Below are 18710 nucleotides of genomic sequence, written 5' to 3' on the forward strand. Positions count from 1 at the left end.
GGCTAAAACCACACTGTTCAATTTTTGTACGACTACATAAAAAATCATAAAAACAAGCATTTGCGAACAAATGAGAACGGGTCCACAAATTCGGGTTTTATCTAGTGCGCTATAAATCGCATTGTGCATAAGCACTCAGCGAAAAGGACATAAATGCCTAATCCCGGACCGCAAGCAGGGGAAATTGCACCGTTTCATTACTCTTGCTATACACACACGCTAGGGCGCCAGCAGCGCAGCCACGAACAAGAACATTCTTCCGACAGGATGCGCCAGTGACGTTCATTTCTTACGCACAGAATTTCGAAGACATACGCCTGTGGCGCGCCCTCAAAACCGTCGAGAACGGCTTCTACATCGACGTCGGGGCAAACGATCCCACCCATGACTCAGTCACCAAGGCGTTCTACGACAACGGCTGGACCGGCATCAACGTCGAACCGATGCCCAATTACTACGAAGCCTTGTGCCAGCAACGCCCCAAGGACACCAACCTGCAATGCGTGGCCGGCGAAAGCGCCGACAGCCTGACCTTCTACGGCATCGCCGGCACCGGCCTGTCGACCGTCGACCCGGCCATGGCACAGATGCACAAAGACGCCGGCATGGACGTGCGCAGCCAAACCGTCCAATCCCGCACCCTGACGTCCATCTGCGAAGAACACGCCCAGGGCCGCGCTATCCACTTCCTGAAGATCGACGTCGAAGGCCACGAAGAGACCGTTCTGCGTGGCATGGACTTCACCCGGTGGCGGCCGTGGGTCATCCTCATCGAAACCCCGTGGGAGCGCGACCAAACCTGGGAAACCCTCGTCACCGGCGCCGGCTACCAGTCCATCCTGTTTGACGGTATCAACACCTACTACCTCGCCGAAGAACACCTGAACCTCAAACCCGCCTTCGATATCCCGCCGTGCAACCTGGACGAATTCCAGTTCTGCAAAGGCCACAACTTCAGCCACCCGATCAGCGACACCGAAAACCAGCTCGCCGCCGCCCTGCAACGCGCCGAACAGGCCGAAGCACAGCTGCGCGCAATGCAAAACAGCCGAACCTGGCGAGCCATCCAGAAACTCAAGAAAACCCTGCTGCGCGCCTGACCCGAAGCCCGCGTAAAAATAGTCAAAATTCAGGGGTTTACAGAACCTATCCAATCGCTATAATCGTCGCCCTGACACGCCGGTATAGCTCAGATGGTAGAGCAACTGACTTGTAATCAGTAGGTCCCGGGTTCGATTCCTGGTGCCGGCACCATACAAGGTTCCAGAGAAGGCTTTCAAAATCTCTGAAACCCCCGAAAAACCCGCCTTCTGGCGGGTTTTTTCGTTTTAGCGTTCCATCGGTTTCCGTCAGAAACTGGTGGATTCCAACCGTTTTAAGGGTAGAGTTTGGGATACAGGTCACTTCGATAAAAGGGAGTACCCTTATGTCGCGCACCACAGCTCCGCTCTCCGACGCAGCTTGCCGCTTGGCAAAACCTACAGACCGCGCCTACAAGCTTTTCGACGGCGACGGCCTCTACCTCCTAGTCCAACCCAATGGCCGCAAAGGCTGGCGGCTCCGTTACGTCAAACCTGACGGACGCGAAGGACTGACCTCGTTCGGCAACTACCCCGTCATTGGCCTCGCCGATGCGCGCCGCAAGCGCTTGGAGGTCAAGCGAATGCTGGCGGATGGCGTTGATCCTATAGAGACCAAGCACCAAGCCAAGGCGGAAGCCGTAATCAAAGGCAGAACCTTTGAAAGCGTTGCGCTCGACTGGCATACGGAAATGGCGGCCAAGTGGGCACCAGGCCATTCCAAGACAGTGATGAGCCGCCTCAAAACCCACGTATTCCCGCTGATCGGCGCAAGCGCCATCGTTGATCTCGACACCCATGACCTTATGCAGCCCTTGGAAGCGATCAAGAAGCGCGGAACGATCGACGTTGCTTTAAGGGTACAAAACTACCTGCAGAGCATCATGCGCGAGGCAAAACGCCTCCGGCTTATCACCGCCAACCCTGCTTACGACCTCGAAGGCTTGATCAAAGCCCCGCGGGTGGTACATCGCCCCGCTCTACCCTTATCGCGACTGCCGGAACTACAGGAGCGGATCGACACCTATAAAGGCCGCGCACTTACCCGCCTGACGGTGATGCTATCGCTGCATGTGTTTGTACGATCCAGCGAACTGCGTTTCGCCCGCTGGAGCGAGTTCGACCTCAAGCGCGGCACCTGGGAGATACCGGACACTCGACCCGCGTTGGAGGGAGTACCCTTTTCCACAAGGGGTACGAAGATGGCAGGGGATATCCATTTAGTACCCTTATCGCCGCAAGCAGTGGCGCTACTCGAAAAAATCCATGCACTCACAGGCAAATTCGCATTGGTCTTCGCAGGGGATGCCAAACCTTGGAAGCCCATGTCCGAAAATACCGTGAACAACGCGCTTCGGACGATGGGATACGACACCAAAACCGATATCTGCGGGCATGGATTTCGTTCGATGGCCTGCAGCGCACTGATCGAGTCAGGATTGTGGTCGGAGACAGCCATTGAACGGCAGATGAGCCACAAGGAGCGCAACAACGTCCGCGCCGCTTACATCCACAAGGCAGAGTTCATCGAGGAGCGCAGGCTGATCATGAACTGGTGGAGCCGGTACCTGGAGGCCAACCGGCAGGAGCATGTCACTCCACACGAATTCGCGAACCAAACCGGAGCGAACGTCACTCGCCTAAAAGCAAAACGTGGCGCAACCGAGTAAGCGCTCGGTCTTCATATCTCAGTGATCCGCTTGTCCACGCGGGTCCATCCAAACAGGGCTGCAAAGCCGCCCTGCTTGGATGGACCTCACTTAAAAAATCTAAAGCCCATACAGCTGTCTGTGGAAAACCACAGATTTCCACCGGTGGATAATTTCATCCACCGCCGCAGAACTCCCGATAATTCGAGCCTTGACCCGAATTATCCACAGGCGTAGAAAAGATCGGGCAAAGCGCTGTCGTTGACAGCAACCCAGGTAGCCAGAACCTTTAAGGCTACGCCACACCGTGGTGGTTCTCCCAAAGTGCGATTAGCGTCCGGCGGCTCGCACGGTCACAGTGATGTGATGGATGCCTACTTTTACCAGTGTGCCCACTGCGGCAACTCATCCCTCTTCATAGCTGCCCTGCAGCAACCTATCCGCTTGGCCATTCCCGTGCGCCAACCTGCGCCCGTCTCTTTCTCCCGGAAAGAGACGGGCGCTCCTACCGCTGCTGCAGCCCAACTCGTACAAGGCTTTGCGGCATTCCCCCTCGTGACAATCGGCGTGACAAACACCGAAGCCACTAGCAACAGCGATGCCGATGATGGTGCCGCAGCCCACGGAATGGACTGCACCTGACTGACAGTCAGGCATGCCCCTGTCATCGCTTCGCTGCCTTCACCCGACTCAGGATCCCGCGGCACCGGTCTCGTCAGCCAGTGCAACCTCCACCCGCCCACTTCTCCGGAAGTGTTCAGGAGGCTAGATCTTGAGATGCCCAAGCTCCCGGTCGTAAAGAGCCGCCAGTCCCGCGTTAGTGGACAACCCTCACAGGTCGCAGGGGCCTTGATCCCTGATAACACTCAACATTCTTGGCGGGATGACGTGGGGAGCGATTTAAAAATTTGGCCTCGGAAGAAGCCTTATTATGGAATTGGTAGCTAAACGGGATGAACGGAGTATTTGGTATGCTCGGCAGCAGAGCTATGCTGGGACCACAAGCGCTAAATCGGTGGGGAGCACTATGGGGCAGCCAACGCAACCCGTAATCGATGGTTGGAGGCTTGTAACCCAAGCTGAATCACAATAAGCAATGAGCTTCGTATCCGGAAGATTTAGTAGCAATACGCATTCAGCGAAGTGTACTCGGTCGAGCTAGCTGCACCGCCACCGCCAACCCCGCCATCTGTAGTCAAGGCCCCTCTCAACCAACCCGCCCGGATATATGCAAAATACCATGCATCCGCTAGTATCAAAGCGCCATCCAACAGCACCAATTCTCCGGGTGATTGGATCTCCGAGTTTTTAGTTAAAGGGACCATAAAGGTTATGCGCGTTAAAATATTAGGTGGAAATGGACTACATAAGAGTGAAGTGCGCGCCGTAGAACGAATGGAGAAAGAACTTAGAGACAGCTGGTTTTCTTATGCATCGCTTCTAGTGGTGGACAATCAAGGATCTATGGACATAGATCTTTTGATAATCACCCACGACAGACTATTGTTGGTCGAGCTAAAGGAGTGGAGCGGGAAGTTGGAAAGCCTTGACGGGCAATGGTATATAAATGGAAAAAGAAGAAGCAAGAGCCCCTACGAAACCAAAAGGGTTCATGCTTTAAGGCTAACAAATATCCTTCAGCAAGAACTTGAACATAAGCTTGGATATTATCCTCTTGTAGAGGCGCATGTGGTGCTGTGCGGAAGCGCTACCCCAGAGCTGTTAACTAGTACAGAAAAAAGGTACGTGCACACTCTGGAAGAGTTTATTAAAATCAGAGAAGCTTCTGACTATGAGCGTATCACAGAAGACAAGAGCAAATATATCTATGCCGTCTTTGAGAAATTAGGTAAACCTAGACCTAATTCGGAGAAGGTACTACCTTTTATTCAAAGTTTTTTTAGCGGCCACATGGTCAAACCTAAGGGATTTGTTTCACATCATTATATAGCAAATGAAAACCCTTGGTACACCCACAGCAAAGGCTTATATGTTGAGTATAAGGGGTTACACGAAGAGGACTCAAATGATCAATCCTTGATGAGACGGTGGGACTTTTCAAGATTGGGAATTGGGCATGCGACTCAAGATCAATGGGCTAATATAGCGCTAAGAGAACATCGAATATTTCGCCACGCCAGAGCAGAAAATAGCAAATTAGAGCAGTATATGCTAAGGCCGTTAATTTCACTTGGTGAAGAAGACATCTCCGAAGATGCGACTGAACTATACGAATTACGTCGCACGACAAAACGATTAGATGAGTATCTAGCTTCCAATGCAAAAAAATGGAGCACAGAGCAAAGGCTTGATCATGTAAGAGCTTTATTAGCACCTTTTTCTGAATTACATGGTTTAGGCATTGGACATAGAGATATTGATTGCCACAATCTCTGGTACGCAACAGACCAAAAAAGCATAATGACCTCTGGATTCGCAGCTGCTTTTTTTCCAGAAAAAGGAACTATCGGCGATTTACGAGCAATTCTCAAAAGTTCAGAGTCCATTTTACCTGAGGATGAGTTTGGCCTAGATGGGGATATACTTGACCCATTCAGACAGGATGTATTTCTACTCGGGCAAGTTGCTTACCAAATATGCTTCCTTGGACAATTTCCACCGAGAGAGAATAGCGTGCCCATTTGGAGCCCTCCCAAAGAGGATCCCTTCAATGGAGCATTGAATGATTTTTTCATAAAGGCATTAGACTGGGACTACACCGCAAGGCATGACACCGCCGGCGAAATGCTAGCGGAGTTTAACTCTATTACAATGGGAGTATCATTAAGCTACGATGACACTCAGGAAGTTATAGATCAGATCATGTCTGGTACATTTATAAAGCGTGAGTGGAGTCCATTCTCGCTCTATCAAAACTTCCCCCCACTTCCGGGCCAAAGTATGAGCGCCGGCGCTAAAATTTCTTACCAGTTTGCCTACGACGGAGGGAAAGGAATTTGCAAGTTCTGGCAAAAGGCATATGTAGGCCGTGATACGCCGGGCATGAATCGAAGGATACTCAGGCTACGTAAACGTATCGAAGTTGCGACCACACATAATCTTCCTATAGCGAAAATAATTGACTACGGCATCCTAGAAAGCGGCGGCTTTTTTATTGCCACGGAATATGAAGAAGGTAATATTTGGAATGAGGCTATTTCGACGTTCGACGCCACTTCGAAAATAATAATTTCTGAGATATTGGTGTCCTCGCTTATAAAAATGCATGGTCACGGGCTAGCCCATGGGGATTTACACCCCGGAAATATTATTGTAAATCTCGACTCATGCGGCGACGAGCTTCCAGACACCCTTATAACGCCGAAAGTAACACTTATCGATTTGATTGATTTAGGGGATAACAGTGACCCATTTAACGTCGAATATGGTCCCAAAAACCCAGCGATAACAGATAGCTTTGGAAGGGACCGCTACGCGGCATATAAATTAGTAGCGGAAATATTTGGAGATAGTATACCGCAAGAAATAAATGCCGAAATTGAAAGGGCGAATAAACAGCCAAACAATATACCGGTATCTCTAGATCCTTTATTGGAAAGCATCAGAGACCAAAAAAAATCAGATGCCAAAGTTGAGAGCACTACTACTGATAGCCCGATAATTCTTATTTGGGCCCACAGTTCGTTCCCAAAGGAAGCTGTAAAACTGGAGCCTGATGGTAACTCGTACCATTTCAACTGCAAATGGGATCAGAGAGCGCCAGAAATCCTAAACTGCTACATAACTTCCACTAACATTGTATTAATGGTTGCACTAGACCCTGAGCAACGACAAATAAGAAATATTAAAGCCGACAGGGACATTGCACTAAGCGAGCTAGTCTCGGCCAGCAATAAATCGCAAGTTACTATTCAACAAAAAATTGTCATTCAGCAAGGCACTTCACAAGTCGATGCATCGCGTGAGCTAGTGAACTTATTGTTCTCTCTCTCCCCGGTCATTGACGCACTTGACGAAAAATATTCTTGCGACGATGAATTGGAGGACGATATACCTGAGGGGGTATATGTAGCTCCAAGCCAGATATGGCGCACCCTTTTGGATAAGGAGGGCGAGCTTCTAATCAAGATCGAAGTAACTGATGACGATGTCGAAGAAAACTCAAATGGCAGGCTCCTTATTCCATATAGCTTATCTCATGGAGACACTCTAGATTTTGAGATTGATGATCAAGTTTTTGCGTCTTTTTCCGAAGATGAAAACCCTTTTGGGGAGTTGGATCTTCTTGAAACCAATCCAAACTTTCTCGCAGTTAAGCCAAATTGGCAAGGAGTGCGAAAAAAAATAAAAAAGGGAGTCGAACTAACGTTAGAATCTCTGAAAAGCAAAGCGTCTCGAGATAGACGACGGCGAGCTCTTGACAAGGTATTAAATGGCGGAGCTACGATTAGTGAATTGCCGTCATATTTTGATTTCAACGCATGCAATAAGTCGACTATCACTGGCGATATCCCCTCTGAAGAAATCATCCGAGATCTATATGATGTCCCTGGATCAGATACCGAAAAGCTAAATAGCCAACAGGTAGTTGCCTTTCAGCGAGTCATCTCTGAGGGCCCAATTAGTGTATTACAAGGACCACCTGGGACAGGCAAGACGGCATTTGTGAGCAAACTGATCCATTATCTATTCCACACGGGGGGCGCAAAAAATATCTTACTCGTGGGCCAATCACATACTGCCGTTGATAACGTTGCAATTAAAGCGCGCGAGGTGTGCGCAAAGCACTCTACCGATATCAGTATTGTAAGACTTGGGCAAGAGCAGATGATCGATGAAGATCTACTCCATGCGCACCCGGGAGCTATTCAACGAAAAATTCGTCATAAGTTTCATCGCGAGTATGATCAACGTATTAATGCGCTATCGTCTAGAATAATGCTGCCAACCGATCTAGTCGAAGAGCTATCTAGGCTTCATCGCAGTATTTACCCAATGGTTGAAAATGTAAGACATTTGGTAAAAAGCTTAGACAAGATCCATCGCCACGCAGAAACCGATGATAGGCGTGCAGAAATATCTAACCGGATCAAAGACACAATCGAACGTATAACTAGCAATGTTACAAATAGGTACCCCGAACTACGAATTGAAAAAGTAGAAGAAGAAAGCTTTTGGTCAGAACTCTCGTTATCCATAGCACAGCAGTTTGGAGTAAATAACCCTGTAGGCTTAAGAAAATTAAACAATTTACTCAAAATAAGCCAGGACTGGATTGACGTTCTTTCGAGCGGCGAAGCCAACTATGACAAATTTCTGGTTAAAACTTCCCAGCTAGTTTGTGGAACCCTAGTAGGCATGGGCAACAAGAGACTGAGCATCGAAGAGTCTGTTTTTGACTGGGTAATCGTTGATGAAGCAGGTAGAGCACAAGCATCAGAGTTGATGATCCCTCTTCAATCAGCCCGAAAGGTACTCTTGGTTGGAGATCATCGTCAGCTCCCGCCGTTTTATGAAAAAAGCCACCTAAAATCGGTTGCTGCTAGCTTGGGTATAAGTAGCGCCGACGTTTCTAAAACGGACTTTGAGCGCGCCTTTACAACTAACAACGGAATAACCTTAAATACGCAGTACAGAATGACCTCTGAAATAGGCGAAATAGTATCTCGTTGCTTCTATAGCGACACGGATGGAGGCCTAAAAACTGGCAGAGGCTCTTCCCCGGAATGGTATAGCTTATTGCCTGCACCATGGAATCACCCGGTGACTTGGATCGACAGCGGTGCCGGCGAGCTTTCCTCTGGTGAGGAAGAGGTCGCAAAAAACAAATACATTAATAAGCACGAGATTGAAGTTTCACTTCACATTTTAAAAACTCTAGCAACGACCGAAACAATAGCGCTCTTAAGCAAATCCGTCACTAATGAGCAGCCATTTCCCATTGGTATTATCACAATGTACCGGGCGCAGAAAGAGCTGTTTGAAGTTGAACTTAGTAAAAGCGAATGGGCCGCACCACTTCGCCCCTTCATAAAAATAAACACTGTTGATTCGTATCAAGGGCAAGAGAACAAGATCATCATCTTAAGCTTGGTGAGAGACAACACTAGTAAAAACCAAGGTTTTCTAGGTGATCAACCTCGTATCAACGTAGCGCTTTCTCGAGCACAAGAACGACTGGTAATTTTGGGGGCGAGGAGGATGTGGAACAAGAGCAATACAGACTCTGCATTGAGCCTCGTCCTAGACTATATTGAGGGGCAAGTTCATAACGGAACTAAAGGTTACGAAATTACAGATGGAACTGGCGTAATTAGAGGTATGGCAAATGTTTGATTTCGAAACCGATGAAGTTGAATCCGAACGTAAGCTCGGAAATGTAATTTCACTATTGCTACCAGCCAGAAGTTATAAACTTAATTGTTCTTGGACTCAAGAGACCCCTCTTCCAGCGATCGAGGAATTTTCTTGCAGGTTGCTTTTGGCGCTGGGAGAGGTGCTCCCTGGAGAACTTCAAGAATATTTTGGGTTAACCACGAGAGAGTGTGAAGTCCTAGTTCAAAACTTGACCGATAACAAACTAGCCACATATACCTCGGAGGGTCTTCTTTCCCCATCTTCAATGCTACAAACTAAAACAAATGGCAACGCGGACGTATTACCTAGCCTGACAAAATATGAAGAAAAAGAGGAGAATCCAGTATTTGATCTCTTGACTCTAACCATTTTATCAAGACGCTCCTACGACAAAAGCAAGTATGGCCTTCCTGAAATCCCTGTTACAGAGGAAAGAAGCTTAAGCCAACTTGAAATCTTAGAAGCATTCGGAAAACAATATCGCGCCCACCTTGAATACACTCGCAAAAACGAAATAGACATAAAGAAGACTCGACTATACAAAATAAGCACTTGCGAACAGGATCGCACTTTACAAATCCCTATAGACTTAGATATACATGTAGAAACAACCCCTAACGGCAGGGTCAATGTCATCAAAGATTCATCAGAAAAGCTAGGGGATTTGAGAAGACGCCCTTTATCTAACAAATTAGAATCAAAAATATCAGACTACTTAAATAGCCTACAAATGCCTAGTGGCGGGCTTTCTCTGGAGGAATATTGCCACATAGTCGATGACAAAATTCTCCTCCGCTATGCATCGAATAATTCATTCGATTTAAATTCTTGGCTTTTGGACAGGGCTGAGAAAAAAACTGGCTATGGAAGCCCTCAAACCCGTGCAATGCTTGGGCCGATTTATCTGGATAATAACCGCATCCTTCTTGAACGCCTCTTAAAGGATAACTCTAGAGACTGGAAGCCTAAGACAATTCATTCCGCGTTATGGCTTTCTAGCTTTGCTCCTTTATGGGGGGAGAATGGGTCATTGCTGGGTGAGTTCTCCCGAAAAATCGAACCACTGCTCGCGGAAGATGAAAGCGTGAAGGGGAATATAGTCGCACTATTTCCATTTAATGATTATAAGGGCGTAGCCGAGTTAAAACGACGATTTGGGACGCGTATCCCTTCTGCGGTCTGCTTTGGTGGCGATCTGTTGCAAGATAGAAGCGAAATATTTTTGATTCCGGGACAAGTCGCAATTTCGCAATTTCACATTCATCCAAGCCCAGACAGCTCAATCACCATCCCTATAGGATTTATCACTACAGACGTAGAAAGGCTGACACGCATCCATTCTATATTGTCATATCGGCTTGAAAACCGTCCTCCCCCCCAGCTCGCTTGGACAAATGGCAAAATGTCTGCGAGCGAACTACTACGATTTGCTTTACACGACGAAGAGCAATTCGAAGGAGAGGTGCCAAAAAGACAAAACGAAACTGTAATTTACTACAAGCCTAAACCAAAAAGGATCAGTGAGTAAATTCAACTTACATTTCTGAGACATTTAAAGCTCAATACCGATTCGCAGATGTAGGATAAGCGTTTACATAAAACCCCACGATAACAAAGTGGGGTTTTATGCAAATCTACTAGTTGCAACTAAAACTTACCGCATAATAGATTCAACAAACCCTACAAGACAATTATGGAGCTATACTTAGTAGCTTCAGCCACATTAAAAAATCTACTACCGAAACCTGGTAAAAACAAACCCTACAGCGCCGGTAAAATCCAGTTGCTCTATGCCTCTAAAACATAACTTATACATTCCACATACATCCGATGCAGCGTAGGTACTCAACAGATAACCAAAAATATATGCAGAAAATAGGAAATTGATTAGGGTAGTCCTAGGGATAGAGATTTTATCTTCATGTACAATTCGATGCGAAAACAAAAAGTTATCTTCTTATTCGACTCCTGGTGCCGCACCCTACAAAACAAAGCCCCTGCAGAAATGCAGGAGCTTTGTTGTTTCCGGGGTTTGAAAAAACGCTTTCAGTGACCCGCGCTCTGACCACCGTCCACGTGCAGGATTTCGCCAGTAACAAACTTGGCGCCGTCCAGATACACGACCGCCTGCGCAATATCATCGATCTCGCCCATGTGTCCGACCGGGTGCAGATTGCCCAGCGCGGCATGGGTTTCCTCGCCATGCATCGGGGTCTTGATGATGCCCGGGCTGACCGCGTTCACCCGAATCCCGCGTTTGGCGTATTCGATGGCCAGGGATTTGGTTGCCGCGTTGAGGCCGCCCTTGGTCAGTGAAGCCAACACCGATGGCACGCCGTCGATGGCGTGGTCCACCAGGCTGGTGGTGATGTTGACGACGTGACCGCTACCCTGTTTTTCCATCTCGGCGATGGCGAGTTGGGTGATGTAGAAGAAGCCATTGACGTTCACCGACAACACATTGGCGTAGTCTTCTGCGGTGTACGCGGTGAACGGTTTGGCGATGAAGATCCCGGCGTTGTTGACCAGGGTATCGATGCGGCCGAAACGGGAAATCGCTTCACGGATGACGCGTTGAGCAGTTTCCGGTTCGCCGATGTCACCGGCCACGGTGTGAATGTCCGGATCGGTGGACGGCTTGATCGAGCGCGAAGTGGCGACGATCCGGTAGCCGAGTTCACGAAAGGCTTTGACCATACCGTCGCCGAGACCTTGGGATGCGCCGGTGATTACGATGACTTTTTTCGAAATGCTCATGATGAAGACCTCTGACAATAAAGAATGGGGTAGAAAATCTGTGATCAGGCGTCGGCCGATGCCTTGGCCATTTCTCTCAACATTTGTTCGTAGTACTCGACCGATTGCGAACCGGACACTAGGTGGCGACCGTTCAGCACCATGGCCGGGACCGAATTGATGCCACGCTGCTGGTAGTACGTTTCAAGTTCCCGCACCTCAGCGGCGAACGCACCGGACGCCAGCACCTCTTGTGCAGTTGCCCCGTCCAGCCCTGCTTCAACCGCCAGACGCACCAGCGCCTGGTGATCACTCGGGTTCTGGCCTTCGCTGAAATAGCCCCGCAGCAGCACCTTCTTCAGCTCGACTTGCCGCCCTTCCTGCAACGCCCAAAGCAACAAGCGGTGTGCATCAAAGGTGTTGTAGAAATGCGTGCGCTTCTCCAGATCGAATTTGAAGCCGATGGCCTCGCCGCGAGCGATCTGCATGGCCTTGCCGGCGGCGACGTCGGCGGCGGTTCTCCCGTACTTGCGCATCAGGTGCTCGACCGCTTGCTCACCTTCGGCCGGCATGTCCGGGTTCAATTCGAACGGCTTGTAGGTCAGCTCGACCAAGACTTCCCCGGCCACGTTCTCGATCGCCTGCTCCAGAGCCGTCGCCCCCAGTGCGCACCAGGGGCACACGACATCGGAGATGAAATCGATGGTGACGGAGGACGTCATGACTTGCCCTCCGCCTCAGCCAGTTGCTTGCGGTACTGGGTGGTGGTGATTCCGGCGTAACCCCAGTTATCGGTGTCGACTTCCTCGATCACGATGTGGGTCAGGTCAGGGCGCTTGTTGAGGACGCGCTCCAGGGTTTCAGTGATTTCGGCGATCACCTGAGCTTTCTGCTCAGTGGTAACGCCATCGCGAGTGATGCGTACGCTTACGAAAGGCATGAGGGAAACTCCAGTGACCTTCCCGTCGGGATGATGGGAGAGGCGTTGGAGATGAATGTATGAGGTTGGCGGGAGGGGATAAAGGTGGGGACGGGAACTTCATTCGTTACGTGGGGTAATGAATATAGTAGAACGCCATGTCGTTTTTCTGTCTTTACTTTCCGATATGACCAACACCATCACAATGCTGTCGCTCAGATTGACACAAGCACCAAGGGTGACAGAGAATCTGCACAAGAGCGCGAAACCGACTGCCTTCAGGTGGCAATAGTCGGCGTTAGGAACCCCGTTGATGACCTGAAAATCAGCGCTCGGGTGAGACCTCTTCTCCCTTGCTTGAGGGAGCACAATATCAAGCAAGCTTCTCAAAAAAAGCAGCCTACTCAGGCTGCTTTTTTTGTTTAGGGTGTCTCAGGCTCTTTAACCATCGTAATGCTTGAATTCGTTACTGTCGCGGCTGAGTAACTTCATCAGTTTCGGATGGATAAATAGCTTCTCTTTACCCACCTGAATCTCTTCCAGCACCCCAATGGAAATCAGTTCCTTGAGGTGACGTGACGCGGCCTGACGTTGAGCAACTTTCTTGTCGACGACGTTACTGATGCGGCAGTAGGGCTGTTCAAAAATGACGTCGACCAGTTCCCGTGAGTAGGTTTTTGGCAATTGGGCGCGCACAAACAGAGTGGTGTGCTCGGACAATGCACGGATGGCAGCAATCTTGGCTGTCGTCCAGCGCGCGGTCTCTTCTACTGCATTCAACATAAACAGCAACCATGGCTCCCACGCCTGTTTGGTCGTCACCTCCAGCAGGAGCCGGTAGTAATCGGCACGTTGGGCAATGATGTAGCGACTGAGGTAGAGGATCGGCAGGTTCAGCAGTCCTTCCTGGATCAAAAACAGAGTATTGAGGACCCGCCCCGTCCGGCCGTTGCCGTCGACAAAAGGATGAATGGCCTCAAATTGGTAGTGCCCGACTGCCATACGAACGAGGGGGTCGAGATCGGTTTCGTTGTGCAGAAAACGCTCCCAGTTGGCGAGTAGGTTGCGCAAGTGTTCCTCCCCTTCTGGTGGTGTGTAGATAACTTCACCCGTTCGGTCATTCGCAAGCTGTGTTCCCGGCGTACGGCGGATGTCCAGTTGCGCCCCCTTCAGCGTGCGGCAGATTTCTACAGCGGTGTTGGTCGACAGCGGTCTTTCCGTTAGAGACAGGAAGCCTTGATTGAGCGCCGTTCGATAGCGCAACGCTTCCTTGGTCGCAGGGTCTGCATGGTTTTCTGTGTCTTGGGCATGCTGGAATAGCAAATCCGTGGTGGTGACGATACTTTCTATTTCCGAGCTGTCTTTGGCTTCCAGCAGGGGAATTGTATTGATCAAGACCGTCTGGTTTGGAATCAACTCTGCTGCCTGTTTCAACTCGGCCAATGCGGTGCGTGCCTCAATACATTTTTTGAGGACGGCACGTGTTTCTAGCTCGATTCCCGGGGGCAGCAATGGAAGTTGGTTGTATGGCCTGTCAGCCTGCCATGGCAGCAGCGGTTCGGTCATGGATGCGATCCTGATCATTTTGTATGCTTTTTGAGCAGAAGAAGGCTTCTCTCATGTCGCTAGTGTAGACATGGGGCCTTAACGTGTCGCAATTTTCCACTTTTTGCGACACGTCTTCCGAACATGTCGCCGCGGACGACACATTCGCAAGACGTGTTACCGAAATCGAGTTTCGGCGACATGAACACATCAAAAGCAAAAAAGCCCCAAACCAGTCGGGGCTCTTTCTTTTCTCAGCCTTGCATCAGGCCTCGATACCGCAACCCATCATCAGAAGATGTTGATCGGGTAATCCACGAACACACGCACTTCGTTGCCGCTGACGTTGTATTCGCTCGACTTCTGCGACACGCGCAGGACCGAGCTGCGCAGTTTCACGCTGAGGTCTTTGGCCGGGCCGCTTTGTACGACGTATTTGATCTGGTTGAAGATCTCGCGCTCGGTGCCGCCTTCGCTGGTGGACGTGGTGATGTTGTCACCGCGCACGTAGGCCACGTTGTAGCTCAGGCCCGGTACACCGAAGGTGCTGAAGTCCAGGCCGTAGCCCAGCTGCCAGCTGCGTTCGTCTTCGGCGTTGAAGTCGGACCAGTAGGAATTCGCCAGGTAGATGGTGTTGCCACCGTCGCCGACGCGACCTTGGTCTTTCTGGTAGCCGCCATAGGCGTAACCCAGGTTGCTGTCGCCAGTGCTGCGCTGGTGCGCGAGGGTGAACGAGTGTGGGCCGGTGACGAAGGTGGCCGCCAGGCTCCAGATCTTGTTGTCGTCGCCGGTGATAGCGTTTTCGCGAACGTAGGAGTCTTCCAGCTTGGTGCGGTAGCCGTTGAAGTCCAGGGTCAGGGACTGATCCTTGTCGATCGGGAACACGTAGTTGGCGTTCACGTATTGTTTCTTCAGCACGTCTTCGACGTCGGAAGCGTACAGCGCGGCCTTGAACTGTTCAGTGAACTGGTAGCTACCGCCCAATACGTTGATCGACTTCAAGCCACCGCTGTCACGGCCTTCGGCGCTTTTACGCGATTCGGCGGTGAAGCGACCGGCATCCAGTTGCAGGCCTTTGATCTCTTTGGAAGTGATCAGCGTGCCGGTGTAGCTTTCCGGCAGCAGGCGCGAGTTGTCGTAGTTCAGCACCGGCAGGGCCGGCATCTGGTCGCCGTAGGTCAGGGTGGTGCTGGACAGGCGGAACTTGATCGCTGCGCCGCCCTTGGACAGGTCATCTGCCGGCTGGCCGCTGTCGCCCTTTTTGAAGAAATCGATACCTTGCGCGCCGCTACGGTCTTCGCTGCGCTCCAGGTTCAGTGCATACAGGCCGAAAGCGTCCACACCCACGCCCACGGTGCCTTGGGTGAAGCCGGACGAGAACGTGCCGATGGCTGCCTGGCCCCACTCGGATTTATCCGGGTTGCCGTCTTTGAAGTCACGGTTGATGTAGGCGTTGCGCAGCAGCACTTTGAGGCTGCTGTCTTCAACAAAACCCTTGGATTCGGCCTGGTCGTTCGCCATGGCCTGTGTAGCGCTCAAAATCCCCAGTGCGATCAGGCTGATTCGCTTGTTCAACATTTTATTTTTTCCTTGATACGGTTAATACGCGCTGTGTCGAACGGCCGAAACGGCGCTATTGCGCTCTTATTTCAAGGCGAAAACAAAAAGGCCCGCCCACGATTTCTCGCGGCGGGCCTTTTATTGTTTTGAGTCGTGGCAGTCGGCCACAGGCGTTGGGCCGAATCGTAGCTGCGTGCTCAATGACGTGTCAATTTCATGAATCTTCTACAAATAGGCGAAAAACGTCTAAGAAACTGCTTTACGCGGCAGGAATATTCAATCAATGCAGCTATCGAGACCACAAGCTGCTACAGAATTGGATGAGTCGTGCTCGGGGAGCGACTGACCCAGCCACTGCGCGAATGCCTGGGGTTTGCCCAGCCACGGCCCGATATCGATCAAAGTGAATTGGTCATTGTGCTCAAGTGCCAGGGTCGGAAAACCCTGGCCGCCCACCTTGGCCAGAAGCACCCGGCTGTTCCTGATGTGGCCTTCGGTGTCGGCAGCCATGAAGGCTCTTTCGAAGCCTTGATGGTCCAGCCCCATGTCGTGGGCCAGTTCAAACAGTACCGATTCGTCGGCGATGCGGCGCCCCTCCACGTAGTGAGCACTTTGTAAACGCCCCAGCAACTCCAGCCCGCGACCTGCCATTTGCTCGGCAGCCAGCACCGCAGCGATCGGTGGCGTCGAGTCGAACACGGCGCTGTGATCACGCAGCAAACCTTCGAAATAGGCTTCACCGAACGGCTGCCCGCTGTATTCGGCGATGCGCCGGTCGTGAGGCATGACGTAATTGCGCAGTTGCGGCGAGACCCGTTGCCGATTGACCCCCGTCATCATGCCGCCGCCGTGGGCAATCACGGGCAGCACAGCCTGGGCGGCTTGCACCAGTGGTTTGGCGCCGTAGCACCAACCGCATAACGGGTCGTAAATGTAATGCAGGATCATGGAAAAGCTCCGATAGAAATTCAGGAAAACTCGATGTCGGCAGATTAGTGCCGCAGCGCCCCCGGAAAAACGCCGGATTGGCTTCCAGTCTGTTGCCTGAATCGGTCGAATGGTTGCGTCACAAACCCCGTAGGAGCGAGCTTGCTCGCGATAGCGGTGGGTCAGTCGACATTTACATTGACTGGCACGACGCCTTCGCGAGCAAGCCCGCTCCCACAGTCGATCTCCCGTGTTTGGGAGATTTGTTTCAGGCAAAAAAAAACGCTGCCATCCCGGCAGCGCTTTTCTTGATCAATCCGTTGTTATTCTTCTTATCCTTCCATCACATCCCACAACGCATCCAGTTCCGCCTCGCTGAATAAACCAGCGGGGTAACGCTCGATCATCGTCCGGCGCGGATCAGTTTCGCTGATCTGACGCATTCCATTGGACTTGAACCAGTGCGCCAGAATCTGGAGCGATTCGCTGTTTACTGCCAGGGGATGCAACGCCTTGTTGCTCACTACATTCGCTTCGGCGTTCATTTCAGCGCTCTCTCCCGGTTTGTGAGCGGCTAACTTATCCAAGGTTTATGACAGAACATCGAAGTCCTCTCCCTCCCCGAGTTACAAAGGCAGAGATACAAGAGCTGTGCCAAGGTTTCTGAATGTGGCCAGGCGGATACAAAAAAGCCCGCAGCCCTTCAGGGCTGCGGGCTCTGCGTAACGCAGGAGGCAGATCGACAGCCTGAGGGATTTCGCAATCAACTCAAGCTGTTACGACCGCACTCACTCCTTGTGCGGGGCGGGTTGCTGCTGGGTAAGGCAGTGAATATTGCCGCCACCCAGTAACAGTTCACGACCGGGCACCATCACTACTTCATGCTGCGGGAACAGATTCTGCAGGATTTCCTTTGCCGGGCCATCCTGCGGATCGTCAAAGCTCGGCGCGATGATGCCGCCGTTGACGATCAGGAAGTTCACGTAAGAACCGGCCAGACGCACAGTCGGGTTACGTTCCTGAGTACCGTCCACCGGATCGACTCCGGCACATTCTTCCTCGGTCGCAAACAGCGGGCCCGGGATCGGCATTTTGTGCACCGTGAACGGGCGGCCCTTGGCGTCGGTGCTGCTTTGCAGCACTTTCATCGCCGCCTGGCAGCGCGGGTAGTTCGGGTCCTGCGGATCATCGGTCCAGGCCAGCAGCACTTCGCCCGGACGCACGTAGCAGCAGAAGTTATCCACATGGCCATCGGTTTCATCGTTGAACAAGCCATCCGGCAGCCAGATGATTTTATCCACAGCCAGGTTCGCACTCAGGATCGCTTCGATTTCCGCACGATTCATGTGCGGGTTGCGATTGCGGTTGAGCAGGCATTCTTCGGTGGTGATCAGGGTGCCTTCGCCGTCGACGTGAATCGAACCGCCTTCAAGCACGAAGCCTTCGGTGCGGTAACGCGGGCTGCGCTCGATCTCGAGGATCTTGCCACCGACCTGCGAATCACGGTTCCACGGCGAATACAGACCGCCGTCAAAACCGCCCCAGGCATTGAAGTCCCAGTTCACACCACGGACTTCGCCACTGTTATTGATGACGAAGGTCGGACCGGAGTCGCGAACCCAGGCGTCGTCGCTGGACATTTCCACCACGCGAATATTCGGCACGTCCAGACGGGCACGGGCGTTTTCGTACTGGCCGGCGGAAACCGCCACGGTTACCGGTTCGAAACGGGCGATGGCCTTGGCCACGGCCACGTGCGCGGCTTGTGCCGGTTTGCCACCCAGGCGCCAGTTGTCCGGGCGCTCGGGCCAGATCATCCAGGCCTGGGTTTGGGGTGCCCATTCGGCTGGCATGTAGAAGCCGTCGGCGCGAGGGGTGCTGTTCAACGTGGTCATGACTCAGAACTCCAGAGTGGCGTTGATGCCTGACAGAAATGGAAGCGCATTGGTACACGCCGTGGACTGCGGTGACTTTATA

12 protein-coding genes and 1 tRNA gene are annotated in these 18710 nt (G+C 51.4%); 5 read left to right on the top strand and 8 right to left on the bottom strand.

The features are described from left to right. The first annotated feature begins 275 nt into the window (after positions 1 to 275). The 5 genes from ABIA48_RS13515 (at position 276) to ABIA48_RS13535 (ending at position 10574) form a co-directional block, all read left to right on the top strand. Positions 276 to 1100, top strand: a complete 825-nt coding sequence (locus ABIA48_RS13515) for an FkbM family methyltransferase (protein ID WP_429489232.1) — start codon at positions 276 to 278, stop codon at positions 1098 to 1100. Between the two features lie 78 nt (positions 1101 to 1178). After that, positions 1179 to 1254: transfer RNA gene (locus ABIA48_RS13520), tRNA-Thr, on the top strand. Between the two features lie 172 nt (positions 1255 to 1426). Next, complete coding sequence (locus ABIA48_RS13525) at positions 1427 to 2749, top strand: tyrosine-type recombinase/integrase (RefSeq protein WP_429489234.1); 1323 nt, start codon at positions 1427 to 1429, stop codon at positions 2747 to 2749. Positions 2750 to 4060: 1311 nt separating this feature from the next. Further along, positions 4061 to 9025: an AAA domain-containing protein gene (locus ABIA48_RS13530; protein WP_429489236.1), complete on the top strand. Its 4965-nt coding sequence runs from the start codon at positions 4061 to 4063 to the stop codon at positions 9023 to 9025. Next, the gene (locus ABIA48_RS13535; RefSeq protein ID WP_429489238.1) at positions 9018 to 10574 is read left to right on the top strand and encodes a hypothetical protein; all 1557 of its coding nucleotides are present in this window, start codon (positions 9018 to 9020) and stop codon (positions 10572 to 10574) included. The genes ABIA48_RS13530 and ABIA48_RS13535 overlap by 8 nt, the downstream gene beginning before the upstream one ends. A gap of 518 nt (positions 10575 to 11092) precedes the next feature. Here the strand turns inward: ABIA48_RS13535 and ABIA48_RS13540 are convergent. From ABIA48_RS13540 to aguA, 8 genes are all read right to left on the bottom strand, one after another. Further along, the gene (locus ABIA48_RS13540; RefSeq protein WP_223511786.1) at positions 11093 to 11803 is read right to left on the bottom strand and encodes an SDR family NAD(P)-dependent oxidoreductase; all 711 of its coding nucleotides are present in this window, start codon (positions 11801 to 11803) and stop codon (positions 11093 to 11095) included. Between the two features lie 44 nt (positions 11804 to 11847). Further along, entirely contained in the window at positions 11848 to 12504 is a 657-nt protein-coding gene (locus ABIA48_RS13545; protein ID WP_429489240.1) for a DsbA family oxidoreductase, read from the bottom strand. Continuing rightward, positions 12501 to 12722 (bottom strand): tautomerase family protein, encoded by a 222-nt coding sequence (locus ABIA48_RS13550; protein WP_111286693.1) that lies wholly within the window; start codon positions 12720 to 12722, stop codon positions 12501 to 12503. Before ABIA48_RS13550 ends, ABIA48_RS13545 begins: the two co-directional genes overlap by 4 nt. A gap of 420 nt (positions 12723 to 13142) precedes the next feature. After that, complete coding sequence (gene fic / locus ABIA48_RS13555) at positions 13143 to 14267, bottom strand: protein adenylyltransferase Fic (RefSeq protein WP_429489243.1); 1125 nt, start codon at positions 14265 to 14267, stop codon at positions 13143 to 13145. Between the two features lie 270 nt (positions 14268 to 14537). Continuing rightward, complete coding sequence (locus tag ABIA48_RS13560) at positions 14538 to 15824, bottom strand: OprD family porin (protein ID WP_429489245.1); 1287 nt, start codon at positions 15822 to 15824, stop codon at positions 14538 to 14540. 258 nt (positions 15825 to 16082) lie between these two features. After that, entirely contained in the window at positions 16083 to 16754 is a 672-nt protein-coding gene (locus tag ABIA48_RS13565; RefSeq protein ID WP_429489247.1) for a DsbA family protein, read from the bottom strand. Positions 16755 to 17065: 311 nt separating this feature from the next. Then, on the bottom strand, positions 17066 to 17278 hold the full coding sequence (locus tag ABIA48_RS13570) for a hypothetical protein (protein WP_007983210.1): 213 nt from the start codon (positions 17276 to 17278) through the stop codon (positions 17066 to 17068). Positions 17279 to 17521: 243 nt separating this feature from the next. After that, positions 17522 to 18628, bottom strand: a complete 1107-nt coding sequence (aguA, locus tag ABIA48_RS13575; protein ID WP_429489249.1) for an agmatine deiminase — start codon at positions 18626 to 18628, stop codon at positions 17522 to 17524. Between the last annotated feature and the right edge of the window lie 82 nt (positions 18629 to 18710).

The organism is Pseudomonas sp. S30_BP2TU TE3576 (assembly GCF_050436025.1).
GTDB lineage: Bacteria > Pseudomonadota > Gammaproteobacteria > Pseudomonadales > Pseudomonadaceae > Aquipseudomonas.